The 26287-nt window shown below is 66.4% G+C and carries 23 protein-coding genes; 8 read left to right on the top strand and 15 right to left on the bottom strand.

What is annotated here, in order from left to right:
- Nucleotide 1: 1 nt before the first annotated feature.
- From ABZX86_RS26470 to ABZX86_RS26445, 6 genes are all read right to left on the bottom strand, one after another.
- Nucleotides 2-610: a TetR/AcrR family transcriptional regulator gene (locus ABZX86_RS26470; protein WP_355127355.1), complete on the bottom strand. Its 609-nt coding sequence runs from the start codon at nt 608-610 to the stop codon at nt 2-4.
- Nucleotides 611-670: 60 nt separating this feature from the next.
- Nucleotides 671-1270 carry a TIGR03086 family metal-binding protein gene (locus ABZX86_RS26465; RefSeq protein ID WP_355127693.1) on the bottom strand — a complete coding sequence of 200 codons (600 nt, stop codon included), beginning with the start codon at nt 1268-1270 and terminating at the stop codon, nt 671-673.
- A gap of 68 nt (nt 1271-1338) precedes the next feature.
- Entirely contained in the window at nt 1339-2292 is a 954-nt protein-coding gene (locus ABZX86_RS26460) for an AEC family transporter (RefSeq protein ID WP_355127354.1), read from the bottom strand.
- Between the two features lie 81 nt (nt 2293-2373).
- A complete protein-coding gene (locus ABZX86_RS26455; protein WP_355127353.1) occupies nt 2374-2808 on the bottom strand; it encodes a hypothetical protein in 435 nt (144 codons plus the stop codon).
- 159 nt (nt 2809-2967) lie between these two features.
- Nucleotides 2968-4314: a M1 family metallopeptidase gene (locus ABZX86_RS26450; RefSeq protein WP_355127352.1), complete on the bottom strand. Its 1347-nt coding sequence runs from the start codon at nt 4312-4314 to the stop codon at nt 2968-2970.
- Nucleotides 4311-8201, bottom strand: coding sequence for a Pls/PosA family non-ribosomal peptide synthetase (locus tag ABZX86_RS26445; protein ID WP_355127351.1), 3891 nt, complete (start codon nt 8199-8201; stop codon nt 4311-4313). Before ABZX86_RS26445 ends, ABZX86_RS26450 begins: the two co-directional genes overlap by 4 nt.
- Before the next feature lie 355 nt (nt 8202-8556).
- Here ABZX86_RS26445 and ABZX86_RS26440 point away from each other — a divergent pair, with 355 nt between their 5' ends.
- Nucleotides 8557-9483: a cyclase family protein gene (locus tag ABZX86_RS26440; RefSeq protein WP_355127350.1), complete on the top strand. Its 927-nt coding sequence runs from the start codon at nt 8557-8559 to the stop codon at nt 9481-9483.
- 6 nt (nt 9484-9489) lie between these two features.
- Here ABZX86_RS26440 and ABZX86_RS26435 read toward each other — a convergent pair whose 3' ends face one another.
- Complete coding sequence (locus ABZX86_RS26435; protein ID WP_355127349.1) at nt 9490-10311, bottom strand: thioesterase family protein; 822 nt, start codon at nt 10309-10311, stop codon at nt 9490-9492.
- A 95-nt stretch (nt 10312-10406) separates the two neighbouring features.
- Complete coding sequence (locus ABZX86_RS26430; protein WP_355127348.1) at nt 10407-10613, bottom strand: hypothetical protein; 207 nt, start codon at nt 10611-10613, stop codon at nt 10407-10409.
- Between the two features lie 390 nt (nt 10614-11003).
- Here ABZX86_RS26430 and ABZX86_RS26425 point away from each other — a divergent pair, with 390 nt between their 5' ends.
- From ABZX86_RS26425 to ABZX86_RS26415, 3 genes are all read left to right on the top strand, one after another.
- A complete protein-coding gene (locus ABZX86_RS26425; protein WP_355127347.1) occupies nt 11004-11897 on the top strand; it encodes a helix-turn-helix transcriptional regulator in 894 nt (297 codons plus the stop codon).
- Nucleotides 11894-12103 (top strand): DUF397 domain-containing protein, encoded by a 210-nt coding sequence (locus ABZX86_RS26420; protein WP_355127346.1) that lies wholly within the window; start codon nt 11894-11896, stop codon nt 12101-12103. Before ABZX86_RS26425 ends, ABZX86_RS26420 begins: the two co-directional genes overlap by 4 nt.
- A 316-nt stretch (nt 12104-12419) precedes the next feature.
- Nucleotides 12420-12989: a hypothetical protein gene (locus tag ABZX86_RS26415; RefSeq protein WP_355127345.1), complete on the top strand. Its 570-nt coding sequence runs from the start codon at nt 12420-12422 to the stop codon at nt 12987-12989.
- A 717-nt stretch (nt 12990-13706) separates the two neighbouring features.
- Here ABZX86_RS26415 and ABZX86_RS26410 read toward each other — a convergent pair.
- The 4 genes from ABZX86_RS26410 to ABZX86_RS26395 all read right to left on the bottom strand — a co-directional run bounded on the left by ABZX86_RS26410 (nt 13707) and on the right by ABZX86_RS26395 (nt 18434).
- Nucleotides 13707-14513 carry an SDR family oxidoreductase gene (locus ABZX86_RS26410; protein WP_355127344.1) on the bottom strand — a complete coding sequence of 269 codons (807 nt, stop codon included), beginning with the start codon at nt 14511-14513 and terminating at the stop codon, nt 13707-13709.
- Between the two features lie 20 nt (nt 14514-14533).
- Entirely contained in the window at nt 14534-15571 is a 1038-nt protein-coding gene (locus tag ABZX86_RS26405) for an alpha/beta hydrolase (RefSeq protein WP_355127343.1), read from the bottom strand.
- A gap of 216 nt (nt 15572-15787) precedes the next feature.
- Entirely contained in the window at nt 15788-17011 is a 1224-nt protein-coding gene (locus tag ABZX86_RS26400; RefSeq protein ID WP_355127342.1) for a helix-turn-helix domain-containing protein, read from the bottom strand.
- An 88-nt stretch (nt 17012-17099) separates the two neighbouring features.
- Entirely contained in the window at nt 17100-18434 is a 1335-nt protein-coding gene (locus ABZX86_RS26395; protein WP_355127341.1) for a lipase family protein, read from the bottom strand.
- A 197-nt stretch (nt 18435-18631) separates the two neighbouring features.
- On the opposite strand from ABZX86_RS26395, the gene ABZX86_RS26390 reads away from it, so the two are divergent.
- Nucleotides 18632-19645: an LLM class flavin-dependent oxidoreductase gene (locus ABZX86_RS26390; protein ID WP_355127340.1), complete on the top strand. Its 1014-nt coding sequence runs from the start codon at nt 18632-18634 to the stop codon at nt 19643-19645.
- On the opposite strand, the gene ABZX86_RS26385 is transcribed toward ABZX86_RS26390, so the two are convergent.
- The gene (locus ABZX86_RS26385; RefSeq protein WP_327146254.1) at nt 19642-19944 is read right to left on the bottom strand and encodes a helix-turn-helix domain-containing protein; all 303 of its coding nucleotides are present in this window, start codon (nt 19942-19944) and stop codon (nt 19642-19644) included. The two genes, ABZX86_RS26390 and ABZX86_RS26385, sit on opposite strands and share 4 nt — an antisense overlap.
- Nucleotides 19945-20250: 306 nt before the next feature.
- On the opposite strand from ABZX86_RS26385, the gene ABZX86_RS26380 reads away from it, so the two are divergent.
- From ABZX86_RS26380 to ABZX86_RS26370, 3 genes are read left to right on the top strand one after another with little or no spacing between them, the layout of a single operon-like run.
- Nucleotides 20251-21252, top strand: coding sequence for an AfsA-related hotdog domain-containing protein (locus tag ABZX86_RS26380; RefSeq protein ID WP_355127339.1), 1002 nt, complete (start codon nt 20251-20253; stop codon nt 21250-21252).
- Nucleotides 21249-21914 carry an HAD family phosphatase gene (locus ABZX86_RS26375; protein ID WP_355127338.1) on the top strand — a complete coding sequence of 222 codons (666 nt, stop codon included), beginning with the start codon at nt 21249-21251 and terminating at the stop codon, nt 21912-21914. Before ABZX86_RS26380 ends, ABZX86_RS26375 begins: the two co-directional genes overlap by 4 nt.
- A 24-nt stretch (nt 21915-21938) precedes the next feature.
- The gene (locus tag ABZX86_RS26370) at nt 21939-23156 is read left to right on the top strand and encodes a cytochrome P450 (RefSeq protein WP_355127337.1); all 1218 of its coding nucleotides are present in this window, start codon (nt 21939-21941) and stop codon (nt 23154-23156) included.
- On the opposite strand, the gene ABZX86_RS26365 is transcribed toward ABZX86_RS26370, so the two are convergent.
- Entirely contained in the window at nt 23136-24659 is a 1524-nt protein-coding gene (locus ABZX86_RS26365) for an FAD-dependent monooxygenase (RefSeq protein ID WP_355127336.1), read from the bottom strand. The two genes, ABZX86_RS26370 and ABZX86_RS26365, sit on opposite strands and share 21 nt — an antisense overlap.
- Nucleotides 24656-26200, bottom strand: coding sequence for an MFS transporter (locus tag ABZX86_RS26360; RefSeq protein WP_355127335.1), 1545 nt, complete (start codon nt 26198-26200; stop codon nt 24656-24658). The genes ABZX86_RS26365 and ABZX86_RS26360 overlap by 4 nt, the downstream gene beginning before the upstream one ends.
- Nucleotides 26201-26287: the final 87 nt, after the last annotated feature.

The following is a 26287-nucleotide window of genomic DNA, read 5'->3' as shown; positions in this document are numbered from 1 at the left end:
GTCAGACTTCCCGGATTCCGTTCGTGAGCGTGGTGAGTAGGGGGAGAAGCAGTGCCGACAAGGTGCGGCGCTGGCGTTCGGCGGGCCACGATTGCGGCTCCAGCGTGGCCCGGGTGCCGACTCCGTCGATCGCCGCGAGGACCGAATCCGCGAAGACACCCAATTCCTGCGGTGCGGATGCGCCCTGAAGCGTCGAGAGCCGTCGCGTAATGCGCTCGACGATCTCCTCGTAGTAGCGGCGATGCACGGCGGCGAGGCGCTCATCGGTCATCGCCCGCCCCCAGAAGGCCAGCCACACCCGCCATTCGCCGAGCCCCTGCGCATCCAGGGGAAGGTATCCGCAGAACAGCTCGATGCAGCTCACCAGGCCGATCGGTACATCGGTCGAAGGCGCGGGCCGCTCGAGCATGCGCCGGACAACCTCCGACAGCGCGGCTTCCAGCACCGCGTCCTTACCGTCGAAATAGTGCGTGACCGCACCGGTCGTGACATTCGCGGCCGCCGCCACATCCCGCAGCCGCGCCCCGTCGATCCCGGCCTTGTCGATCACCGCGACGGCGGCAGCCGCGATCGTCCGCCGCTGCTCGGCAAAGTCGACCTGTTTTGGCATAACGGTGATTATGTATCAAAGACGCCCGGTCGCCAAGCCCTCGGTGGCCACCGGCTGCGGTCAGGAATTTCTGCCCATCAGCCGCAGCAGCCGGTCCTGCCGCGTCCCGGCACCGACATTCGCAGGGGCCGCGAAGAACCGGTGGGAGGTGTCCACGGACGTCGGCATTTCGGAGAGTCCGGCGTAGATCTCCCCGAGATGCTCGTCGATCCATCCGATCATGTCGGTGTCGAGTAGCTCCTCGGCACCGATGGCCCGAGCCAAATCCCAAGTGTGAATGACGGTATCGGTGGTTCGCACCGCCAGAGCCTGTCGGCCGGACGCTTTCCCCATCGGGTAGTCGAGAATCTGATCCACAACCCCAGGCGCCGCAAACGCCTCCCTGCTTTCGTGCACCGATGCGACGTACGCGGACACCGGATCATCACCCAGCGCATCGACGTCCCGCATACGCAGGAATTCCTCGCGGCCGCCCCCGCTCACAAGCTGAACGTAGTTGAGGTTCCCCCGAACCATGTGGTTCACCAACTGGCGCACATTCCACTCCGTACACGGCGTCGGCCCCACCCACTGACCAGCCCCTACCTCCCGCAGCCTCCACTCGAATTCCGCGCTGGCCACTACGAACCGGTCAACGATTCCCTCGAAAGCCTCACCCATACAACAAGTCTGTCCGCCGACCACATCTGATACGCGCGGATATCGGACGCGGCATTGCACGCACAGGGTCAATGTGCGATGGCCACCCACATCGGCAGCAGCAGAAGCGCGACCACCGAGGTCTTGATGACCACCGACGCGGCGAGGTCGACATCGGTGTCGTACTGGGCGGCGAAGATGAACAGGTTTTGCGGGGCCGGCATGGCCGCGATGACGGTGAGGTAGCCGAGCCAGGGTGCGCCGAGGCCGAATACGCAGCGGGCGATCGTGAATGCCAGCAGCGGGAACAGCACGCATTTCATGCCGATCAGCCAGTACTCGTCGCTGCTGGTCCCGCGTAACCGAATCCCGCTGCCGCCCAGATGAAGTCCCAGCGCGAAGAGGGCAACCGGGGATGCGGCCGCCCCGGTCATGGAGAGCGTGTCGGTCGCCCAACCCGGGACCGACAGGTGTCCGAGGTTGGCGGCGATCCCGGCGTAGCAGGCGACCACTATCGGTGTGGTCACCGCGGCCCGTAGTCCCCGCCGAACACCGCCGGCCGGGGTCGCGGCTTCCGAATCAGTCGGCGCGCCTGTGGATTCCATAATGGCGATGACCACCACGGTCAGCACGCAGACCTGCAGCAGGATGACGGGGAAGATCGGTGTGGCGTCGCCGAACAGCAGCAGGAACACCGGGATGGCGAAGTAGGCGGTGTTCACCTGGCAGGCAGCCATGATCCGGAGCGCGGTGGCGCGGGCATCACATCGAGTTACGGTGCGGGCCACCGTTGCGACCACGGTCATGCCCAGCACGGCGGTGGTGGCATAGGCGGCGATCGCGGCCGGGTTGAACACCTGCCGCAGGTCGGCGCGGTAGAAGCTGCCCAGTAGGTAGGCGGGGATGGCGAGGCGGAAGGCGAACTCGGAGAACGCTTTCGACAGTGTGGCATCGATGATCTTGCGGCGGGCGAACAGCACCCCCATGCCGCAGATCAGCGCGACCGGTGCCAGCTTTTCGAGTGTGCCGAGAAATCCTGTCACTCGGCACGCCTATCACCGGCCACCGTGGCTGGTCTACTCACACGCGCGCTCCATGGTCACCTGGACGGTAGAAGCGTGCGGTCAGTGTGCGATGAAGACGCCCTGGGCTCCCGTGCTGGCTATGACGGTCGATCCTTGGGAAAGGTTGGCTGTGACGGTGCCGCCGGAATCGGTGGGGAGGGCGCGGCCAGGGGCGACCAGACGGCCTGACCAGGTGTGGGGAGCGCCGTCGCAGGTGACGAGGACCGAGCCGTCGAGTTGGACGGCGATCGGCCCGCCGATGCCGCCTTGGAACATCTGTTCCAAGGAGCCGTTCACGATAGTGACGCCGGCGGTGCCGCCTCCTGCGCAGGTGGCGGAGCCGTTGATGGTCAAGGTGGTGACGTTGTAGCTCATCTGCCGGTCGACGGAGATGGAGGCCGGTGGCTGTGCGGAGGCGAAGGCGGCGGTGATGCTCAGGCAGCCGGTGGCTGCGATGAGAACCGCGGTTCGGGCGGGGTGGCGGGTATGGAGCATGGCGTTCTCCTGTCGATGCATGATCACAAGATGCCTGTACCTAGATCATCCCCGCATTCTCGGCCGGTGGTACCGGTTGGCGGCCTCGAATTCGGGCGCCGCTCCTGCGCACACCGCAGCTGCCGGTCACGGGCTCGCGACCGGTACCACGCAAGAGCCTCAGGCGTGATGAGCGCCCGGCGGCGGCAGCTGGGGGAGCGGCAGGCTGTGCAGCCAGTCGTCCCATAGCGACCGCAGCGGGGCCGCGCTGTAATGCCCTGCCAGATCCATGAATTCGTCGGTGGTGACCGAGCTGTGGCGGTAGCGGGTGGTCCACTCGCGCAGCAGGTTGAAGAATTTCGGATCGCCCAGCTGCAGGCGGAGGGCGTGCAGGGTCAGGGCTCCGCGCTTGTAGACCCGGTCGTCGAACATGCGGGCCGGGCCGGGATCGCCGAGCAGGATGTCCTGGGGCTGGTGGGACAGGCGCAGGCGGGCGGTGCGGGCCAGCTGGTCGGCGCTCGCGCCGCCGGAGGCCTCGGACCAGATCCATTCGGCATAACAGGCGAAGCCCTCGTGCAGCCAGATATCGCGCCACTGGCGGATGGTGAGGCTGTTGCCGAACCACTGGTGCGCAAGCTCGTGTGCGACAAGGCGTTCCGATCCGCGGTGGCCGTCGCAGTGATTGGCGCCGAAGGTGGAGATGCCCTGCGCTTCGATGGGGATTTCGAGCTCGTCATCGGTGATGACAACCGTGTAGGCGTCGAAGGGGTACGGGCCGAACTTATCGGTGAAGACCGCCATCATCTCCGGCTGGCGCGCGAAGTCGTGATCGAAGGCGGCGCGCAGGCGCTGCGGCAGCACGGCCTGCATGGGCACCGTACCGCGCGGGGCCTCCAGCCGATGCTTCCGGTACGGCCCGACCTGCACGGTGGCCAGGTAGGTCGCCATCGGTTCGGGCTGCTCGTACACCCAGGTGGTCTGGCTGGCCTTGGTCTGCTTACGCATGAGCGTGCCATTGGCCAGCGCGTAGTACGGGGTGTCGGTGGTGATCGAAATGCGGTAGCTGGCTTTGGAACTCGGGTGATCGTCACACGGGAACCAGGAGGCGGCGCCATTGGGCTGACTGGCCACCAGCGCGCCCTCGGTGAGCTCCTCCCAGCCGACCTCACCCCACGGGCCGCGCACCGGTTTCGGCGTGCCCGCGTACTGCACGACCAGCGCCAGCGCCCCGCCGGCGGGGACCCTGATCGACGGCGTGATCACCAGCTTGCCTTGCTGGTGTGTGTATTTCGCGACCTTGTAGCCGTTGACCAGCACCTTGGACACGGTCAGCGCCTGAGAGAGATCCAGTGCGAAGCGATCCCGCACACCGGTGCTCACCGCCGTGATCTCGGCCCGCCCCGCCAGCCGGTTGCTGGCGACCTTGTAGACCAGTTCCAGGTCGTACCGCGACACCCGGTAACCGCGATTTCCGTTCTGCGGCAGGTAATCGTCGATGGCGTCTTCGGAGAATTTGTTCGGCATCATTCGCCGGCCTCCGCCCGATCGGTCCACGGCGCAATGGGATTGCCCCACCAGCGGGTGGACGGCGGCACGGTGTCCCCACGCATGACCAGTGAGGCGGGGCCGACGGTGGCGCCCGGGCCGATGCTCGCGGCGGGCAGTGCGACGCAGTGCGGGCCGAGGGTGGCGCCCGCGCCGACGGTGACGGTGTCCATGGCCATGATTCGATCGTGGAACAGGTGGGTCTGCACCACGCAGCCCCGTTCCACGGTCGCGCCGTCGCCCAGAGTCACCAAGTCCGCCTCGGGTAGCCAGTAGGACTCGCACCATACCCCGCGGCCGATCTCGGCGCCGAGTCCGCGAAGCCACAAATTGAGTACGGGCGTACCGGTCGCCGCGCGTGCGAACCACGGCGCCGCAACATGTTCCACGAAGGTATCGGCGACTTCATTGCGCCAGACGAACGAACTCCACAGCGGATGCTCCTCGGCGCGAATGCGTCCCACCAGAACCCATTTGGCCACAACGGAACTCGTGCCCGCGATCGCGCCCGCCGCCAGCAGCACCAGGCCGCTGAGCAGCGCGGTGGGCAGATGCCCGAGGGTCTGCGCCAGCCATGCGAGGGTGAACAGCACGCCCAGGCCGATGGCGAAGGTCACCAGCACCGGAAGCAGACGGCAGGTCTCGACAATGCCCCGCGCGATGAGCAGCCGCGGCGGCGGATCGAAAGTGCGTGCGGTATCACCGGTTCCGGCGGTGCGGCGCAGGCGCACCGGCGGGCTGCCCAGCCATGACGAGCCCGCCTTGGACTTCGACGGTGCGGCCGAGAGCACCGCGACCAGACCGTTCTTCGGCACCCGGCGGCCCGGCGCGGTCATGCCGGAGTTGCCGAGGAAGGCGCGCTTGCCGACCTTGGATTCGCCGATATGCAGCCAGCCGCCGCCGAGTTCATAACTGGCGATCATGGTGTCGTCGGCCAGGAACGCACCGTCGGCGACCGTGGTGAACTTCGGCAGCAGCAGCACGGTGGAGGCCTCGACGCCCTTGCCGATCTTCGCGCCCAGCAGGCGCAGCCACACCGGGGTCAGCAGGCTGGCGTACAGCGGGAACAGGAAGGTGCGCGCCGAATCCAGCAGGCGTTCGGTGGCCCAGGTCTGCCAGCCGATGCGGCTGCGCACGGGGTGATAACCCTCGGTGAGCCCGATACTGAGCAGTCGCACCGCGACGATCGTCACGACGGCGTACACGCCCAGACTGATCAGCGTCGCGATCGGCAGCAGGGCGAAGGCGTGGCCGAGAGCCGTTGTCAGCGTGGTGGTCTTGCGAATCTCCCAGGCGATGAAGAGCCCGCCGGTACCCAGGCCGAGAATCGGCACGGCCGCCAGCAGCATCGAGGTGATACCGAAGATCGCGACCCAGTGCCGTGCTCGCGGCGGCGTGTGATCGGGCCAGCGGTGCTGTGCCTTACCGACTTTCACCGCCGGTGAGCCCGCCCACGACTGCTCGGCCTTCACCTTGCCGGACACCGCGGAACCGGCGGCGATCTCGGCATTCTTACCGATCTTGCTGCCGGGCAGCACGATCGAGCGTGCGCCGACCACCGCACCGGGACCGATCTCGATATGGCCGATGTGCACCACATCGCCGTCGATCCAGTACCCGGACAGGTCCACCTCGGGTTCGATACTGCAGCCGTCGCCCAATTCGAGCATGCCGGTCACCGGCGGCAGCGTGTGCAGATCCACGCCCTTGCCGATCTTCGCACCGAGCGCCCGGGCGAACGGCACCATCCACGGTGCGCCGGAGAGGTTTTCGGCCCCGCTGGCCTCCGACAGTCGCACCGCGGTCCACAGTCGCAGGTGCACCCACCCGCCGCGCGGATAGCTGCCCGGCTGCACATTACGCAGGAGCGTCCGTGCACCCGCCACACACAGCGCCATGCGCCCGGGCGGGGAGATGAAGAGCAGGAAGGCGATCAGCGCCCACCACCACGACAGGCGCGGCAGCCAGGGCAGCGAGCCGGTCCAGGCCCCGATATTGCCGACTATGCCCAGCCAGGTGAGCCATTGCAGGCCGGTCAGCGTGGTCAGCGGGATGGTGGCCAGCACCTGGAACCACTGGGCGCGCAGGGGAACCGGGCGCACCACGCGATCCACGACCGCGACGGCCGGGGCGCTGGCATCCAGCAGCGACGCCAGCGCGCCGAGTCGCGGGTGGTCGTACAGGTCGGCGACGGTGATGCGCGGCTGCCGTTCCCGCAGCGCGGTGACCAGCTGTGCGGCCGCGAGCGAACCGCCGCCCAGATCGAAGAAATCGGCATTCGGATCGCTGACCTCGGCGCCGAGAATCGAATCCCACAGTCCGGCAACCCATTGCTCGGTGGCGGAGAGTCCCGGATCGGCGTCGGTCGCCTTCGGCAGCGGCCACGGCAGGGCATTGCGGTCGACCTTGCCGGAGGTGCGGGTGGGCAGTTCCGCCACCACCGCCAGCCGGGGGACCAGCGGGGCCGGGAGTTGTTCGCCGAGTTGGGCTCTGGCGGCCTTGATGTCGTAGTCCGCGCCCGGGCCGGTCAGATAGCCGACCAGGATCTTATTGCCCGCCTTGGTGGTTCGGATCGCGGCGGCCGCGCCCGTCACCCCCGGCAGGTGCTGCAGCGCATTGTCGATCTCGCCGAGTTCGATACGGCGTCCGCCGAGCTTGATCTGATCGTCGGCGCGACCGAGGAAGACCAATCCCTCACTGTCATTGCGGACCAGATCGCCACTGCGATAGGCGCGTTCCCAGCCGACCGACTCCAGCGGCGCGTACTTCTCCGCATCCTTGGCCGGGTCGAGATAGCGGGCCAGGCCGACACCGCCGATGACCAGCTCACCGGATTCGCCCTCGCCCACCGGGTTTCCGGCCGCATCGACCACCGTGAGATCCCAGCCGTCCAGGGGTAGTCCGATGCGCACCGGGAAGGATCCGTCGAGCAGTGCGGCGCAGGCGACCACGGTGGCCTCGGTGGGGCCGTAGGTATTCCAGACCTCGCGGTCCTCGGTGCCGGCCAGGCGTTCGGCGAGTTCCGGCGGGACCGCCTCACCGCCGAAGATGAGCAGTCGCACCGAATCCAGGGCCTCGGCGGGCCAGGTGGCGGCCAGCGTGGGCACCGTGGACACAATGCTGATCTCGCGCCGCACCAGCCACGGGCCCAGATCCGCGCCGGTGCGCACCAGCGCACGCGGTGCGGGCACCAGGCAGGCCCCGTGCCGCCAGGCCAGCCACATTTCCTCGCAGGAGGCGTCGAAGGCGACCGAAAGACCCGCGAGGACACGGTCTCCGGGGCCGATCGGCGCCTGCCGCAGGAACAGCCGGGCCTCGGCATCGACGAAGGCGGCGGCATTGAGATGGGTGACCGCAACACCTTTCGGGGTTCCGGTGGAGCCGGAGGTGAAGATGATCCAGGCGTCGTCGGCCGGGGTGGGCGGCGCAGTCGACGCGGTGGTCGATTCATGTGCCACAGCGGTGGTTTCGATACCGCCGGCGGTGGCCATGGCGGTCACCTTCGCCTCGCCGAAGACCAGCCGGGCGCGTTCGTCGGGATCGTCGGCGTCCACGGGCACATAGGCCGCGCCCGCATGCAGCACCGCCAGAATCGTCAGGTACAGCTCCGCGGTGCCCGACGGCATCCGCACCCCGACGCGGTCACCGGCGCGCACGCCGGCCGCGGCCAGCTTGCCGACGACGATCTCGATCTCCGCCAGTAGCTCGGCGTAGCTGAGCACTGTCTCGCCGTCGTCGATGGCGGGTGCGTCCGGGTGCTCCTGTGCGGTCGCGGCCAGGATATCGACCAGGGTGCGGGTGGGTGGTGCGAGTGCGGCCCGCAGCATCGGACTGACGCCCGTCGCGGTCTCGACCTCGTTCTGCACCATCAAGTCCTGCCCACCTCTCAGAGAACTGCCCGGTCAGCGAACTGTCCGGCGTTTCGATGTCCGTTGTTTCACATAAGGGTTACCAGTGGGCAAACACCCCGGTGACCAACAGTCCACGGTACCCGCGAACTGGTCGTCCGCTGTTCACCGAACCGGTGCGGTCGTGCAGGTCACAGTCCTACGCATTGTCGCAAGACCGGATTGAACTTAGAGTTTGCTCGTCACTTGCTAAGCCCGCGCTGCATCCTTTCGGTCGCAGCAGCGAAATAACTCGAACCTGGGATCCCGCCCCGGTTGCGCGATGAGGGCGCAGCCGGGGCGCGGTCGTGTTCGGCCGGTCTGTAGGTTCGGATGTATGGCGTTTCCAGCGGAATTTCTCGACCTCGCAAAGCGTGTGAACAATTGGGGCCGTTGGGGTTCCGACGATCAGATCGGCACGCTCAATCTTATTACCGATGAGGTGGTGCGCGCGGCGGCGGGGACAGTGCGCAGCGGCCGCCGAGTGGCGCTGGCACTGCCCCTGAGTCAGCAGGGTGTGCAGACCGGGATGATTCCGGGCCGGGTCAACGCGCTGCACAGCATGATCGCGATCAATTGGGAGTTGTTCGGCCCCGGCACCATTGCGACCAGTGATGACGTGGTGACGATGGGTCTGCAGGCCGGAACGCACTGGGATGCACTGACGCATATCTCGCATTCCGGGCGGATCTACAACGGCCGTCCCGCCGACACCATCACCGCGCACAAGGGTGCGGCCTTCAGCGGAATCGACAAGGTGCCGCACATCGTCTCGCGCGGCGTCCTGCTGGACGTGGCCCGAGCGCGCGGGGTGGACGGTCTGGCGAGCGATCACGCGGTCACACCGGAGGATCTGGACGCCGCCGAGGAATTCGGCCGAGTGAAGGTGCGTGCGGGCGATATCGTGCTCGTCCGCACCGGCCAGATGCGGCTGTTCCTGGCCGGGGACCGCCAGGGTTATGCCGTACCGGCGCCCGGCCTGTCCGTGCGCTGCCCCGAATGGTTCCATGCGCGCGATGTCGCGGCCGTAGCCAATGACACGCTCACCTTCGAGATCTTCCCGCCGGAAATCGACAATCTGATGCTGGCCGTGCACGCGCTGCATCTTGTGGAGATGGGCATGCTGCAGGGGCAGAACTGGAATCTGCAGGAGCTGTCGGAAGTCTGCGCGGAGGAGGGGCAGTACGAATTCCTGCTCTCCGCCATGCCCGAGCCGTTTGTCGGCGCGACCGGAACCCCCGTGGCCCCGGTCGCGATCCTCTGAGGGCCGTCAGTCCTTGAAATAGACCATCTGGTGACTCGTTGCCAGCAGTGTGCCGTTATTGGCCCACAGTTCGGCCGACTGGTCGAAGAAGCCGTTGCCGAAGTGCTGTGAGCGGGCGGTGGCGAGCACCGGAAGGTCGGATTGTGCGGTCAGCAGCTCAGTGTCGGCGTGGAAATACACGGTCAGCGAGACGGTGCCGGCGGGCACGACCCGGCCCAGGCGCAGCATGACCCGCGGAAAGAACACATCGCTGAGCGCGGTCAGGCCGGGATAGTCCAGCGGCCGCGCGGGCGTCTCCCGCACCCACAGCGTGGTGGTCGAACTGTGGTTCGGATCCGCGTCCTGAATCGCGATGGCGCCCTCGGCGAATCGCATCTCGTAATTGCGGACCCAGGCGATGAACTCCGGCAGCGCCTCGGGCTCGAGGCTGTCCGCGGGCGGCACCGCCGGTGCGGTGACCTCGGTGGAGGACCACGTCTGGCGGCGGTTGCCGAATACGGCTGTCGCAGTGGTGGTGACGGCACCGTCCTGGCTGAGGGTCAGCGTCCAGTGCTGCGTATTGCGGTTCGTGCGCACCGGAACCGCGGAGATGACGAAGGGCCCGTTGGCAATCGGCCCGGCGTAATTGACGGTGATCGAAAGCGGTTCACCAAGGCAATCCGGATGCTCCTGCGCCGCACGCAGCAGAGTCGCGGCGGTGATCCCGCCGAACGGGCCCACCATATTGGCGTAGTCCGGCGTGGTCTGCCCGCGATAGTTCCCGTCGCCGTCGTAGATCAGTTCGGTCGCGACGTCGAACGGATGCGGCGGGGTAACGGTGCGAGGCATCGATCGAGGCTACCGCGCGCGTGAATCGGGCTTGACGCGGCGGGTCGGCCACCGCGCGGGATCGGTGAGAGCTGGGCGCCGAGGCGAGGAAGTGGTCACCAGATGTTCCAGGCGCCCTTGCGGAGGCTGGAATCACAGGAGCTCTTGAACGGCTGCGCCTCCCGTTCCAGTCGGGGAACCCGGCGATCGAAATAGGCTTTGGCCAAACAACTTTCGGGGCAATCCGCGTGCTCCGATTGCCCGCGCTTCGCAACTTCCAGACTCATGACCGGATAGTCCGGCGGCATATGGCTGATCGGCATTGCTCATCCTCCCTGGAACGAGAAGTCTCGAGTGCTTCGGAAAACCACGCGATGGCACGCCGCCCGCGACAGGCCGACGGCTTCCAATAGCGTTGCCCTGCAAGGGTGGTCACCCCACATGACGCGGCATCGGTGGTCATGGGTCCCCCGATGGCCGGTACTTCCAGGCGTTGCTCCGATCGCCAGGGCACGTCGGTGGCGATCGGCCGGGGCCATGGTTTCTCGTCCACCGGGGGTGTAACTAGTAGACCTCCGATCCTGAGAAACTGGCATTCTCAGATGACCGATTCCGTATGGTTGATGCCAGACTTTCTGCACGGGTGCCGCCAATTGCATACAGCCACTTGACGGCTTCCAGAAACTGCGCCGCTCGATAGTGAGGCTAAAGACATGAGCCTTTCCGGGAGTACGCTCGCCCGCCGTGCTCTAGGGCGGGAACTTCGCCGTCTACGCACGCACAAGGGGATACAGCAGGCCGAAGCAGCAAGGGCCGCAGAGACTTCCCCGCAGTCCATCAGCCGGACCGAGGAAGGGGTGACCACCCGCCTGACCTCGTTCCAGATCAATGCACTGTGCGATCTGTTCGACGCGAGCGACGAAGAGCGGAAGAGGCTGCTGGCCCTCCAGCAGGAAGTCCGATCCGCACGTGAACGGGGTGGCGGCTGGTGGCGCGCCTACGCTGACGCCCAGCTGCCGAGCGGATTCGATCACTTCCTGTCTCTGGAAGAAGCCGCACACCAGTTCACCGCGTGGAAGACAGGCGTGCTTCCTGGCATGTTGCAAACTCCGGACTATCGGCGAGCGCTGGCTTGGGCCGAGATTCCGCAGCTGACACCGGATGCCGTGGAAACGCGGATAGAGCTGGCCACTCGGCGGCAGGTTCGCCTGGAGGATCCCAAGTTCCGCATGACGGCGCTGCTGTCCGAGGCTGTGCTGAGGGAACAGATAGGTGGCCGAGCCGTCATGGGCAGACAACTCGCGCACCTGGCGAAAATATCGGAGCTGCAGAATGTTTCGGTCCGAGTGGTTCCGTTCAGTGCAGCGCGGCACTTGGGGATTCTGGTGGGGCCATTCAGTCTCCTGGAGTTTCCGGTGCTTCCGCAGTCGAAGCTCACAGAGCCGCCGATCGTCTACGTCGAGGAGTATGCGGGGGATCTGTATCTGGAACGAGAGGCTGAAGTTCAGCGATATCGGGCTGCATTGCGGGAGATCGGGCAGGTAGCGTTGGACGAAGTTCAGTCCAGGCAAATGGTCCTGGCAGCAGCGGAGGAGTTCGGCGAGTGAATAGTGACCTGTCCGCCGCCCAGTGGTTCAAGTCAACCCGTAGCGGGTCGGGCAAGGATTGCGTGGAGGCTGCGCACCTGAGTGGGGGCTCCGTCTGGGTGCGAGACTCGAAGCTGGGTGAGTCCAGCCCGGTACTGAAGTTCCGCCCGGCCGAGTGGGATGCCTTCACTGCCGCCCTTCAGGCAGGCAAGTTCGACCAATCGTAGCTTTCTGTCGGCAAGGATCAGGGAGTTCGGGAATCGCTCAGGTTCCTCTGTCGGCCGGTTCGGTAAGCGCGGTCAGAGGTCTCGATCGGCCTGAGCGGTCACAAACCCCTCCTCAGCGGCAAAATTTGCCGCCCCACCGCGATCTTTGACCGCTCAGGCCGATTCTCCAGTCAATCCCATGTAGCCCACAGCTCTGGCCGATTCCTGAGCCCCGGCTCGATCGAATACGCGCGTCGCCCCACCGGTCTGGCAAGATCGTTTTGGAGCCGGAGCGAATATGTCTGTCCGGTGGGGAGATTCGATGGGTGGGAGTTCGATGAAGCGATTTGTTCTTGCGCTGGTCGCTGCGGCGGCTACGGTCGCCGCCGTGACCGGTTGCAGCACAACAACCTCGGGGACGGCCAGCCCTGCGCCCACGAGTGGCACAACCAGTGCGCCCACAACGACCGCTGATCGCGCAGCGGGCCTGGGTCCGGCATCCAAGACCGCCTGTTCGACGTTTTTGGCCGAAAGCCAGTCCGACAAAGAGGATCTGCTGCGTCAGATCGCCAGCGAGAACCCCGGCTGGCACGGCTCGAGCGTTGGCGAACTGGGCGTCACCTGGGCGGAAATGAACTGCAAGGACAAAGGAACCCAGGCAATCGGGGTCGCCTTGGATGTCAACCCCTCGACCGAAGTACATACCACCAACGTCGCCGACATGACCTGCCACGACTTCCTGGCCCAAGACACAGACGACGACACCGGCATCGCGCTCATGCAAGAGCTGTCGAAGGAAAAGCCTGGCATCGGCGCCGTCGGCCCGTTCGGCACACTGGTCGAGGTCCGCATCGAATGCAAAAAGCCCGGCGCGGACAGCAAGCCCTTGTCCGCAGTAGCCAAATAGACATCCAGTAGTCGCCGACACCGCGCGGAATAGGTGTAGTCGCGCCTTCGCGGTCACAACTGCATGTGAATTCGGATCGCGCACTGTCAGCGAAGTGGAGACGGCCGCAACGATCACTGCGCCATTGCCCTCCGGAAGACACTGCGCGCGAAATACGACACGTGCCACCGATGATTCACCAAAACCCATGCACTGGAAGGATATTCGTGAAGCCGTCGGCACGCTGGGCCCTGGTCGGTTTGGGAGCTCTGGTGCTGGTCGCGGTTGCCGTGGCGGTGAGTCTGCTCATCAGCGGGGTCCACGATCTGACGCGCACTGCTACGTGCGGCGGCGCTGTGATGGCTCCGATCGATGGATGCGAGGTGCTGCACGGTCACGTCCGCGGCGATCATGATGTGCACCTGTACTGGCCCGGCGGGCTGATGAAAGGGATGTCTGACAGCAGACCCGGGGACTTGCAGAGCCAAGCGCAGATGCAGAGCCATGCTCGCAGCGATGGGCGCTTCGAGGTGTTCACCGGGTCCGCAATACTCGTCGCCCTCGCTTATGCACCGGTTCGATGGACCATCCGTCGGTGGCGGTGGCCGCATGCAACGGGGAAGCGCGGTCGCTGATCGTGACGCGCTGGGCGGCCAGAGGTTCGAAGCCGACAACGTGGAGTCTTGGCCGGACTGGCCCGGGGGCTTCACTTGTCCGGCGACTGGTTTGAGGTCTCCGCTACAGCGAATCGGCCTTGCTGAGCCAGCCGACGACCGAACGGGTGATCCATGCCGGGCCGAGCCGGACCGCCAGGCCGGTGAGTTTGGTTTGCAGGCCGATGAGGACGTGCGGCCCGCGCAGGCGGTGTTGATGAGTGGCGGTGCGCCACAAGGCTTCTGCGATATCGTCGGGGGTCAGGTGGACGCCGAGGGTGGTTGCGGACTTCGAGCCGCGGGCTACCTCGTCCATCATTCCGGTGGCCACGAACAGGGGGAGTAGGTCGTGGACCGGGATGCCGTATTGCCGCCATTCCAGGTCGAGCGCCTCGGTGAGGTTGCGGACGGCGGCTTTGGTCGCGCCGTAGGTGGCCAGGCCGGGCTGGCCGTAGAAGGCCGAGGCGGAGGCCAGGTTGACGACCTGGCTGCCGGGGGTGCGGCGCAGGTGCGGGAGCGCGGTGTGGCAGCCGTTGAGGACGCCTTTGACATTCACGTCGACCAGGCGGTGCTGGCGTTCCAGTGAGATATCGCCGAAGGCTCCCGAATAGAGGATGCCCGCATTGTTGACCAGCAGGTCCAGGCGTCCGGTCGTGTCGGTGAACTCCTGCAGTGCCTGCTCCCAGCCTGCGGGATCGGTCACGTCGAAGGCCCCGGTGATGGTCCGGCCGCCGATCTCCTCGGCGGTGCGGCGCACCGCGTCGGCGTCAATGTCGTAGAGGCCGACCGTCCAGCCCGCAGCCGCGAAGCGGGCGGCAATCGCGCGCCCGATACCGGCGGCCGCGCCGGTGATGAGGACGGCGGGCTGGGACGTACTGACAGGCTGGGCCATTCGAGCCTCTCGTGGTCGATTCAGGCGGCGCTGCGGCCGGAGGCGGCCGAATCGATCATCGCACGGTGGAACTCGGCCGCATCGCAGGCGGCATCCCGGCCGTCGGCGAGCAGACCTGCCCCGAGGTGAATGAGGGTGTGCGGGGCGCTGGCCCGGATCTGCAGCCGCAGCGATACCTGCGCCTCCTCGCAGCGCCGGGCTACCGCGAGCGCGTCGGCGAGCAGCATTTCGCGGGAGCCGACCTGCAGCAGGATCGGCGGCAGCCCGGTGAAATCGTGATTGACCACCGACCAGCTGGGATCGAGCACCCCATCGATGGCGATCCCGCGCCGCACCACCATGCCGGGGCCCGCCGCCGGCAGCACCGCGTCGGCATTGGCATTGGCATGCGCCATGCGGGCCGTGGAATCGAAATCGGCCCATGGTGAGGTGACCGAAATGGCCGCGGGCAGTGGCAGACCCAGATCGCGCACCGTCAAAGCCAGGCGCAGCGCGAGACCGCCGCCCGCGGAATCTCCCGACATGATGATCTTTTCGGGCGCGAAGCCCTGATCGAGCAGGTAGTGGTACGCGGCGAGCGCATCGTCGAGGCTGTCATTGGGGTGCGCATCGGGCAGTTGCCGGTAGTCGACGGTGAACACCGGCAATTCGCTGATGCTGCCCAGTCGCGCGGTGTGGCGCCGGTAGCTGTTGAGACCACCCGCGATGAACGCGCCGCCGTGGAAGTAGAGGATGGCCGCATCCCGCTCGATCCGCGGATCGGGAATCGGTGCGGTCCAAAGCCATTCGGCCTGAAAATTGTCGAAGAACACTGGATGCCGGTGCACCCCGCGCGGCGCGCCCAGAATGCGGGCGGGCGCCTCCGAGAGCCGGGTGGCCCGGAAGATCAACTCCGCGGGAACCGGCCCGAAATCGGCCACCCAGGCGCCCGCGCGCAGAAATTGCTGCAGGGTGGTGCGCAGCACGGGATGCGCTATGCGGGTGCCGATCCGAGCCGGTGGGCTGGTTTCGACGATCACGGACGTGACGGATACCGAGGTCTGCGGCGACGTTGCCACGGGGTTCTCCTGTCCGCGCCGCGAGGGGCCGAAGCGCTGGAACTGTTCTTCGATATGGTTGATGTGTGGCCGGGGCCATTGATCATCTTGACCTGTCGGGGGCGAATTGTCATGCCCGAGAGGCAAATTCCGTCCGTACCGAGACCTACCTCCTCCTCGGTTCAACCTCGGATGTGGGGTCTTCTCTTCCCGAATCCGGTGGATTGCCGATCGCGGTCATCCAGTACGAGGCCGGTGTTCGCCGTCGTGCTGGAAGGACTTCGATTCCAGCCGGCGAGCCGTACGCGCTGCCATGAGCGTCGAGATGCCGGACGGGTGCAGCGGGTCGTAGCCGGTGAGGTCCGCGATGCGGGTCAGCCGATAGGTGACGGTATTGCGGTGGATGAAAAGTGCTCGGGCGACAGCATTGTGGTTGAACTGATTGTCGATGAAGGCATCGAGGGTCTGGCCCAGCATGGGCTGATCGTCGAGCGGATCGAGCAGGGCCGCCAGCGTGCGCCGGGTGGAACCGGTGGTGGCGATGGCGAATTCGAACATCATGTCCTGCTGGCGGCACACGATCTCCGGAAGTTGCAGACAGCGCGCCACCTCCGCCACGATCTGGGCCTCGGCGTACGCGGCGGGAATCGCCGCATGTGAGGGAGCCGGCGCCACGCCGATCCAGAACTGCGGATGCGGCCGAATATCGCGCAGCGCAAGCGCATCCACGAGCACCTGCTCCGGCTCACCGCCGTCCGTCGGCATGGGGACCAGCGCGGTCCAGCCCCCGCTGTCCCGGTGCAGCAGGGTGCCGGGCAGATGCGCGATGCGGCTGCGCAGGCGGGTCAGGGTGCCCGGGGTCGGTTCGCCGAGCCGGACCACGGCGATGAGAAAGGCCGGGGCGAGCGGTGATTCGGGATCCACCGCCCAGCTGCCGGGTTCGCGGCCGGACAGCAGCGCATCGGCGACCTCGTGCTGGCGTTCGAGGATGTCCCAGCGCGGCTGGCGGGCATCCTCGACCAGTGCGGTCGCTATGCGCGCCATGATCAGGCCCATGTACTCGGTGAGCCGCAGGCCGACCTCGGGGACGACCCCGTATTCGTCGCGATCCATCAGCGGTATCAGCTGCGACCAGAAGAACGCCGCGCCGACCCGGTAGTTGGTCAGCACCTCGGTCAGGCCCATGCCGTCGTGGACCAGCGTCACCGCCCGGTCGATGAGCGGCTGGGTGTCCTCCGCGGACGGTTCGATGTGCTCGATGACGTAGCGGAAGAACAGTTCGAGATTGAGCTTCGCGCTCGGTACGAAATCCGCGTCCCGCATCGAGTGCGGGAGGGTGTCGTAGGGCGCGACCTCACCACTGAACTCCCCGGCCAGCGTCGTGGCGCGGGCGCGCAAGAGTTCCAGTGTGGCGGCCGGTTCCGCGAGCAGGACCGGGTCCGCCACGATGTGGTTGTTCACTGCTGCCTCCCCGGATCTACCTGAACTGTGTGTCCGCACACAGTATGCGCTACACGCTGTCACAGATAGCCCCGGGGGAATTTTGGCGTCAGCTGCCCGGGAATCCCGGCGGGAGCGGCTGGAAATCGGCCTTGAACCGGGGCCCGGGCGGTAACCCGCGCAGCACGGCACTGGTCCACGCGACCGCCGGCGCCCAGCCGACCACGGCATTGGTGAGGTGCTCGGGAATCGGATCGGTGTAGAAACGCAGATCCGCGCCGCGATCCCAATAGGACTGGACCGTCGGCAGCACCGTGGACGGCGGAATCAGCTCGTCCCAATCGCCGTGCCACCACAGCAGCGGAGTATCCGGAATGTGCTTGCCGAGACTGTTGTCCTCGAGGACCTTCAGCACCTCAGGCGAGGAATTGATCGATTTCCCCGGCAGGAAGTACTCGCTGATCGGGCGATACACACCTTCGGCCGCGATGGTGGCGTAGCAGCGGTGCTGCATATCCGCCAGGAGCCCCTGCCCTTCGGGGGTCAAGAACTCCTCGGGCTTGAACACCTCCGGATATTCGCGCGCCAGCGAGGCGAAGCCCAGCCACATGGTGAAATTGCTGGTTCCCGTCACGCCCGGCTCGCGCGCGGAGCCGTAATTCGCGATCGCCACCAGGTCGCCGGGTGTGCCGCCGAAGGCCGTCCCGAGCAGTCGCACATCCGGTGCGTAGGTCTCCCGCAATTCGGCGGCGCGAATGGAACCGCTGCCGCCGCCGGAGAATCCGTAGAGCGCGATACCCGAATCGGCGAATCCCAGGGCCGGATCGTTCTTCATCGCCCGCAGGCTGTCGAGCACCATCTTGCCTTCGTCGAAGGTGTTGAAGGTATTGAACTTTCCGTCGAAGTCCGGGATGTTGATCGCGAAACCCTGTGCCAGCCAACCGGCGACCAGCGTCGATTCCTTCATGGTGCCGACCTGCAGGGTGTGCGAGGGATTGCACGCCGAATCGGTGGAGTCGATGGCCTCCTGGAAGGACACCACCGGCCGCGCGCTGCCCTGCCACGGAATGCCCGGCACGATCACGGTGGTCGCGGTGACGATCGGATTGTCGTGCACATCGTTCGACCGGAACAGCAACTGCTTGGTGTACACGGGGAACGGGATGCCCAGAATGCGGGTCTGGACCTCTCGCGACCGGACGATGTCACCCGGGTTGTAATCGGCGAGGTTCGGCGGATCGTTGTACCAGGCGTCCTGATCCGGCGACGGAATCGGCAGCATGTCGTAAATCTGCGGCTCCGAAGGCAATTGCGGGATCTGATTCTGATCCGACGGGAAATTCGGCGGATAGGCGGGCTGCGCCGACACCGCGCCCGTTCCCACCGTCACCAAACATGCGGACGTGGCCACAACCAGCAGCCGCCGCATCCGAGACCTGTTCACCGAGCCTCCAAAAACTCCATTGTTTCCACACAGCCGAATCACATACTCCGGCCCATGCGACCTAGCTCACACCACTGCGAACTCGCGCGCAATCGGCGGTACGCCGAGCATTGACCACTGCTTTTGTGCATTTGCACGGGTGGTCGCGGGCCTCGCGCGCGCGGAATCAACGCGCGCGGAGCGCGTTGATCAGGTATATGACCTCCGCATCGCAGGCGACCCGCTTCTCGATCCTCGACCGATCGCGCACCCGCCGCGGTCAGTCGCATCCGGAGGCGCTGCGGGAAACCGTCGAATTCGCGCGGCTCGCGGAAAGCTGGGGATACCACCGGTTCTGGGTGTCCGAACATCACAGCGTTCCCGGCGTCGCGGGCTCCGCGCCCACCGTGCTGGCGGCCGCGATTGCCGCCGCCACCGATCACATTCGCATCGGCACCGGCGGGGTCATGCTGCCGAACCACCAACCGCTCGTGGTGGCAGAACAATTCGGCACGCTCGAAGCGCTGTTCCCGGGCCGGATCGATATGGGTCTGGGCCGTTCGGTGGGATTCACCGACGGTGTGCGCCGGGCACTCGGTCATGGCCGCGATGATGCCGACGACTTCGATGCCCAGCTGACCGAACTGCTCGACTACTTCACCCGCGGCCGAAACGGTGTGCACGCCTGGCCCGCCGAAGGGCTGCGCGTTCCGGCGTATCTGCTCGCCACCGGTTCCGGCGCCGAACGCGCCGCCCGGTTCGGCTTGCCGCTGGTCATCGCCGCGGTCTCCGGCGAGGAGGCGATGGTCGAGGCAATCACGAACTACCGCAATGGTTTCCGTGTCACGGAGTGGGGTGCGGCGCCCTATGTGATCGTCTCCGCCTCGGTCGTGATCGCCGATACGGCCGAAGCAGCCCACCGCCTGCTGCTTCCCGAAGCGTGGTCCGCCGCCTACTCGCGCACCCGTGGTGAATTCCCGCCATTGCTGTCACCGGAGGACATCGAGCGCGAACCCATGACCGACCGCCAGCGCCGTCTCTTCGAAGAATCCCTTCGCGGGCATATCCACGGTCCCGAGTCGATTGTCCTGCCCGCCCTGGATCGCCTTATCGCGCACACCGGAGCCGATGAAATCCTCGTGCACACCAGCACCTACGACCGCGAGGCCCGCATGAATTCGCATCGGCGGCTGGCTGAAGCAGTGTCGGCGCGGCCTTCGGTGACGGTTTAGACGATGGAGCTGAGCAGCCCCGGGAAACGTGTTTCGAGATCGCCGCGCCGGAGCGTTGCCATTCGGGAATTGCCGCGGTCGACCTGACGGATCAGGCCGGCTTCGCGCAGCACTTTGAAATGGTGGCTGCGGGTCGATTTCGAGACCGGGAGGCCGAAGGACGTGCAGTGGCGTTCGACGCCGTCGGGTTCGGCGAGCAGATCGCGCACGACTTTCAGCCGCAGCGGATCGGCGAGAGCGGCGAAGACGTCGACGAGTTCGATCTCGTCGACTTCGGGGTGACCTTCGTGATCGGGCACGTAGTCAGTTTACCAGTGGTTCGTCTTTCATCGAACCAGGCCGTGGATGTGACCTGGTCTTCCTCGGGTTGCCGCGGGTCGGATGGTCTGTTTTACTTCAGTCGGACTCCCTCTCTCGGGACAGCACGGCGACCCTGATCGCTGTGCCCATCGTCCGGTGCAGGATTGCTCCTTCTCGGAGACTCCTTATGCCCGGCGCAGCGATGCGGCACAGCCCCCCCACCGCCGTCATTGCATCCATCACCGCGTCCGGCATGACGAATTCTCCTGCACCCGTTCGGTCCAGCGACGTTTTAGGAGATACGTGTGACCACATTTGTGGAACCCAGACTGTCCTATCGCAGTTCGATACCCCGCGAAGACGTACATCGCGCCGCCATCTGTGAAGTATTCCTCACCGATATCGTGTGCGATCGCTATCCGAAATTCCGTCTGGGAGCGCAGCTTCCGCGGGTGCACAGCTATTACAGCGATCACGATTGCGTGGAACAGCGGTACGACCCGCTGCTACTGCTCGAAACCTTCCGGCAGGCCTCGATTCTCATCGCGCACCGGTATGTCCAGGCGCCGCCGGACTCCGCGTTCATCTTCAATATCGGTGAACTCCGCATTGTTTCGCTGGACGCGCTGGCCATCGGACCGCGCCCTGCGGACGGCGTCCTCGATGCCGAGATCGTCGAGGAGAAGACCCGCGACGGCGTCATTGTCGGCATCACGCTGAAAATGACGCTCTCCCTGGACAATCGGCCCGCGGCGGAGATGGACATGGTGATCCAGTGGATGCCGCGAGCGGCCTGGGCGCGTTTGCGCACCAAAGGCCGGGCGGCGCTGGCGCTCGAACCGGTGCGGGCCTACGGTCTCGACACTCGCATCGATCCCCGGGAAGTCGCGCGGCGCCTGACCGGCAATGTGCTCATCGCGGGTTTCGAGGTGCACGACAATGCGATCTCGACGCGGATTCTCGTCGACGAGGACCATCCCGCACTGTTCGACCACCCTCTCGACCATGTGCCCGGTGTGCTGGTTTTCGAAGCGGTCCGCCAATCCGCGCTCGTCGCCGCGCACGAACTGTTCGGGCTCTCGCCGCATCGACTACTGCTGGTCGAGTGCTCCGTCCAGTTCGTCAGCATCGGCGAGCTCGAACTGCCGGTGGATTGCGAGGTGACGACGGAGATCACCGAATGCGGTAATCAGCTCGCCTTCGCCGCATCGCTGCATCAGGAGGGGCGGGTGATCGCCGCCGCCACCATTCTGCTGCAGCGGGTCGGCACGTCACCGCGGGTGCGCGCGATTCGGATCCCGGCATGAACGCGATTGCGCCGCGGGCGATCTGGTTCGACTTCGGGGGAGTGCTGTCGCCGCCGCTGTCCGAGCTCTTCGACGCGTACGAGCTGAAGACCGGGATCACGCCACGTGCGCTGCGGGCCGCGATGGACGCGGTGGGCGCCGATCTCGGGGCGCATCCACTCGCACCGATCGAACTCGCCTCGATCACCGAGTACGAGTGGGGATCTCGCCTGCGCACCCATCTCGCGGCCGCGAATCCCGCCTTGGATCTGTCGCGCGCCGAGCTAGAAATGTTCGGCGGCCAATGGTTCTCGGATATTCGCTGCAATTCCCTCATGGCCTCGACGGTCCGGTCGATGCGCGCCCAGGGTCACCTGGTGGGCGTGCTGTCCAACAATGTCGTGGAGTGGGAACCGCATTGGCATCGGATGATCGAGCCGGCGGGGGAGCTCGACGCCCTGATCGACTCGTGCTTCGTCGGCGTGCGCAAGCCGGATCCGCGGATCTTCCGCATTGCCGAGGAAGCGCTCGGCGTCGCGCCGTCCGAATGCCTGCTCATCGACGACCTCGCCGAGAACTGCGCGGCCGCCGAGGAATCGGGCTGGCAGGCCATCAGATTCACCTCCAACGAACAGACCCTGCGTGAGCTGTCGTACCGCACCGGAACCTACAGCGTCGTTTGACGACCGTCTCGAAGGAGCATGCTCATGACCCTCGCCGAGCTGCCGATCTTCGCATCGGCTCCCGTTCTACTGACCGACATTCCGAATCTCGACCCACCGCCCGCGTACACGCCCCTCGCTGCATCGAGTAGGGGGTCGCTGCCGCAGATTGTGCTGCCCAGCGGTCACACCGCTGTGCATCTGACCCGCTATCGGGATGTGCTGGCGGTGCTGGCCGACCCGACGTTCAGTCGCAGTGTCACCAATACCGATGACGGTGCGAGTTTTCTGCCCACCACCATGCCGCCGGAACTTCCGCTCAATCTGGATGTGCCCGACCATGCCCGCATGAAGGGGTATGTCACTTCCGATTACAGTGCGCGCGGTGTGGCTGCGCTCGAATCGGCCGCCACCCGAATACTGGATGACGCACTGTCGAATCTGCGGCGCTCGGAGCAGCCCGATCTCTTCGGCACCGTGCTGAACCGGATCCCGGTCGAGGTCAATATGGCGTTCCTCGGGTTGCCGATCAGCGATATCGACTACTTCCGGCCGTCATCGCGGGTGGTGCAGATGGCGCCCGAATCCGATGTTCCCGGGCTGCTGGAACATTTCTGGCTGGTGTACGACTACCTCACTGATCTGGTCACCGGTAAACGCGAAGTGCTCGAGGGTGGCCTGGTGGACCGCTTTATCGCCGGGCGCGACAGTGTGGAACCGCGACTGTCCGATGCCGAGCTGGTCGGACTGCTCATGGGCTCGTTGCTGGGCGCGGATCACAATGTGTTGTCGGTGCTCGCCAAGGCGGTCTACGTGCTGCTTTCGGCGCCGCCGCTGTGGGAGTGGGCGGTGCAGAACCCGGACCGCACACCGGAATTGGTCGAGGAACTGCTGCGGGTGCTGCCGTTGGGTACCATCTCGACCTTCCCCCGGGTGGCGACTCGTGATCTGCCCGTGGGCGACGGCGTCATCTATGAGGGGGACGTCGTCTACGCCGATGCCTTTGCCGCCAACCGTGATCCGAGCGAATACCCGGAACCGCACCGCATCGACCCGGAGCGAAAAGGGCCGCGGCACTTGCAGTTCGGCTACGGCATGCACCACTGCATGGGCGCTTCGCTCGCGCGGATGGAGCTCACCGTGGTCATTCGCAGGCTGACCGCCGAGTATCCGGGGCTGCGGCTGGCGGCGGATCCCGAATCGCTGCCCTGGGATTCGGGAGTCCTGCTCCGCCGGCCGACGCTACTGCCGGTGCGCTGGTAACGAGACAGGAGCGGCGGACAATGGCGTCCGCGGTTCCTGTGCCGCACCGAATGTTTCGGTCAGGCTGTCTCGCAGGTCGGCGCTGAGTTCGGCCGACGACCAGGCGACGAAACCGTCCGGGCGCAGCAGCACATCGTAATTCAGCGTGGGATACAGCACCGGGACGATGTCCACTCGGTCGTGCCACGGGCCCAGCTCGGCGCGTCGTTCTTCCGCGCGACTCACCGCGACCAGCAGGATCGCCTGTGTGCGCTCCGCCAGCAGTTCGATGACCGAGGTGACGCCCATGGTCGTCGTGAGCTGCCGGTTGGTCAGGAACGAACCCGCGGCGGATGTCTCGATCGGCATCGGCACGCCGTCCACCTGTGCGCTGATCTCATTGCCGAGAGCGCGGCTGCGCGCGGAATCGCCGAAGACATCGATGATTTCGGCCCGCAGGGCATCGGCCTCCGGACCGGACCGCATGCGGTCGGCCTGATCGGCGACATTCGCGATCACCCGCTCGGCGGCGGGGCGGCGCTCTGCCGAGAACGCGTCGAGCAGCCTCGCCGGTGCGCCGAACCGGGTGATCAGGCCGAGTCGCCAGCCGAGCTGGACGGCATCGGCGATGCCGAGATTCAGGCCCTGCCCGCCGAGCGGGAAGTGCACATGCGCGGCGTCGCCGATCACCAGCACCCGTCCGTGCCGGTAGCTGTCGACCAGGCGGGAGAAGTCGCTGAATCGGGACAGGTGGGTGACACCGTGCATCGGAACTGGTTGGCCGACAATATGTTCCACACTCTGCTGCAGTTCCGCCGGAGTCAGTGGGCGCCGGTGGTCGCGTTCGGGACCGGACATGTCGAACGTGATCACCCGGCTGTGGCCCAGCGACCGGTTGATCACCGTCCAGCCGCGCGGTGTGCGCACCCAGCCGTCCACCACCTGCGCCGGGTTGCCCAAACGTGCGAGGCCGAGCAGCGCGGCCGCGGTCGGCGGTACCTCGGTGACCGGAAAGCCCGCACTGCGCCGCACTGTGCTGCGCGCACCGTCGGCGCCGACCACCCAGTCGGCCGAGACCGACTCGTCGACTCCCGCCCGCCGGTAATGGACGTCTACTCCGTCACCGGAGTCGACCACGCCGGTCACGGTGGCCGGTCGCACCACCTCCACACCGAGGCGCGGAAGCAGTGCGCTCCAGGAACTTTCGAGCTGACTCTGGCCGATACCGGCGATCGCGGGGCCCTCGCCGCCTGGAACGGCGATCTCCAGCCCGGGCTGTCCCGCGTAGTGGAACACCGTCGACTGCGGCCCGAGGCCCGCGTTCGGCGCGTTGAAATAGCCGCGCCGAGTGAGCAATTGGATGCTCCGCGCGTGGACCGTGCCCGCCTTGGGTACCAGTGTTGTCGTCGGCGCGGCCTCGATCACCAGGACTCGAACACCCCAGCGGCCGAGCTCGGCCGCGAGCAGCGAACCGACCGGGCCCGAACCGACGACCACGACCTCATAGTGCGCGCTGGATGTCATGCCTTACGGCCGCCGCGCAGCAGGAGCGCAATGGCGCCCGACAGTGCGAGAACCACGACCGTCATGGTCACCAGCGTGGTGTGGAAGGCGCCGTTGTACGCATCCACCACCACCGAATGCACCTGGGCGCGAGCGGCTCCCGCGGAATCGAGGGCCTTGCCGAGATCGCCGGAGGCGGTCTTGGTGACCACGGCGTCGGGATCGGTGACCCCCGCGATGCCCGACAGGCCGTCCCGCGCTCGGCTCGCAGCGAGGCCCGACAGGATTGCCGCATACACCGCGACCGCGATCGCCTCGCTGCCGAGGCGCAGCGTATTCACCACGCCCGCAGCCATTCCCGCCTGTTCCTCCGGCACGAGAGCCAAGGCCTGCCCATCTACCAGACCGGCGGACAGGCCCATGCCGCATCCGGCGAGCAGCAGCGGCAGTGCCAGTACGGCGACCAGGGTGTGCGGTCCGGCAAGCAGCAGGCCGAGATCACCCAGGACCAGCGCGGCGAGGCTGAGCCAGATCACCACCAGTGGATTCACGCCCGCACTGACCGCCCGCCCGGCCGCCAGCGGTCCGACAACCACGGGGATTGTCAGCAGGACGATGGTCGCGCCCGCCTTCGCCGAGGAGTCACCGGCGACGAACTGCAGATACGTCGGAAAGTAGGTCAGCAGTGTCACGAAGCCGAACGAAGCCGCCACCGGCACCAGGCACAGGGCGAGAAAGCGTCGATGAACGAGCAGCGGCAGATCCAATAGCGGTGTGGCGAGCCGTGATTCGACAACCGTGAACGCGCCGAGCAGTAGCACCGCGAGCACGAACGCGATGATCACGCCGGGCGAGCCCCAACCCCAGGGCTGGCCCTGCACGATGCCGATCATCGCGGCGAGCAGTCCGAGCACCAGCAGGACACTGCCGGCGATATCGAAACGTCCGTCGACCTTGACCGCCGGAGCGCGCAGGCCGACCGCGGGTGACAGCACCAGCACGACCACCAGAACGGCGGCCTGGATAGCGAAGATCACTCGCCAGCCCGCCGAATCGGCAAGTGCGCCAGAGATTGTCGGCCCGAGTGCGACACCGATGCCCGCCGTGGTGCCGAAGAGTGCGAATGCGCGGTGGCGGGCAGGCCCGTCGAACGAGGAGGACAGGATGGCCGCTCCGCACGAAAAGATCGCCGCACCACCGAGTCCGGCGATGCCTCGGGCGATATCGAGCGTGCCGATTCCGGGTGCGAGCGCGCTCGCCGCGCTGCCGACCGCGAAGGTCGCCGCGCCCAGGGCGAAGAGCCTGCCGCGCCCGAAGCGGTCGGCGAGTGATCCCCAGACCAGCGTGAAGCAGGCGAAGGCCAGGTTGAACGCGTTCACCACCCATTGCAGGCCCGCGGTGCCGCCGCCGATATCCGCCGAGATGGCCGGCAGTGCCACCGCGGTGCCGGAGATCGACATCGGTACGACGAACACCGCCAGCAGGACGGTCCCCAGGACCAGCGATTTCGGCGGTGGTGCTTTCGCCCCGGTGTCGGTGTTCGTGGATAGATCAGTGCTCATGTGCGTCCTCCCGCGTAACGAGCGCCAGACATGCGACCAGAAGGTTCGGCTGTGATCGAACCTAGAGTCGCATGCCCGGAGGTTCGA

This window comes from Nocardia sp. NPDC006630 (assembly GCF_040611495.1).
Classification (GTDB): Bacteria; Actinomycetota; Actinomycetes; order Mycobacteriales; family Mycobacteriaceae; genus Nocardia.
The sequence above is the reverse complement of the archived record's forward strand: the minus strand, read 5'-3'. Positions and strand labels throughout refer to the sequence as shown.

Coding starts and splice junctions, on each gene's coding strand:
- ABZX86_RS26375 (WP_355127338.1), top strand. CDS start 21,249: ATGAACGCGATTGCGCCGCGGGCGATCTGGTTCGACTTCGGGGGAGTG.
- ABZX86_RS26445 (WP_355127351.1), bottom strand. CDS start 8,201: ATGGTGCAGAACGAGGTCGAGACCGCGACGGGCGTCAGTCCGATGCTG.
- ABZX86_RS26415 (WP_355127345.1), top strand. CDS start 12,420: ATGAAGCGATTTGTTCTTGCGCTGGTCGCTGCGGCGGCTACGGTCGCC.
- ABZX86_RS26450 (WP_355127352.1), bottom strand. CDS start 4,314: ATGATGCCGAACAAATTCTCCGAAGACGCCATCGACGATTACCTGCCG.
- ABZX86_RS26430 (WP_355127348.1), bottom strand. CDS start 10,613: ATGCCGATCAGCCATATGCCGCCGGACTATCCGGTCATGAGTCTGGAA.
- ABZX86_RS26390 (WP_355127340.1), top strand. CDS start 18,632: ATGACCTCCGCATCGCAGGCGACCCGCTTCTCGATCCTCGACCGATCG.
- ABZX86_RS26435 (WP_355127349.1), bottom strand. CDS start 10,311: ATGCCTCGCACCGTTACCCCGCCGCATCCGTTCGACGTCGCGACCGAA.
- ABZX86_RS26455 (WP_355127353.1), bottom strand. CDS start 2,808: ATGCTCCATACCCGCCACCCCGCCCGAACCGCGGTTCTCATCGCAGCC.
- ABZX86_RS26410 (WP_355127344.1), bottom strand. CDS start 14,513: ATGGCCCAGCCTGTCAGTACGTCCCAGCCCGCCGTCCTCATCACCGGC.
- ABZX86_RS26425 (WP_355127347.1), top strand. CDS start 11,004: ATGAGCCTTTCCGGGAGTACGCTCGCCCGCCGTGCTCTAGGGCGGGAA.
- ABZX86_RS26470 (WP_355127355.1), bottom strand. CDS start 610: ATGCCAAAACAGGTCGACTTTGCCGAGCAGCGGCGGACGATCGCGGCT.
- ABZX86_RS26365 (WP_355127336.1), bottom strand. CDS start 24,659: ATGACATCCAGCGCGCACTATGAGGTCGTGGTCGTCGGTTCGGGCCCG.
- ABZX86_RS26440 (WP_355127350.1), top strand. CDS start 8,557: ATGGCGTTTCCAGCGGAATTTCTCGACCTCGCAAAGCGTGTGAACAAT.
- ABZX86_RS26360 (WP_355127335.1), bottom strand. CDS start 26,200: ATGAGCACTGATCTATCCACGAACACCGACACCGGGGCGAAAGCACCA.
- ABZX86_RS26465 (WP_355127693.1), bottom strand. CDS start 1,270: ATGGGTGAGGCTTTCGAGGGAATCGTTGACCGGTTCGTAGTGGCCAGC.
- ABZX86_RS26370 (WP_355127337.1), top strand. CDS start 21,939: ATGACCCTCGCCGAGCTGCCGATCTTCGCATCGGCTCCCGTTCTACTG.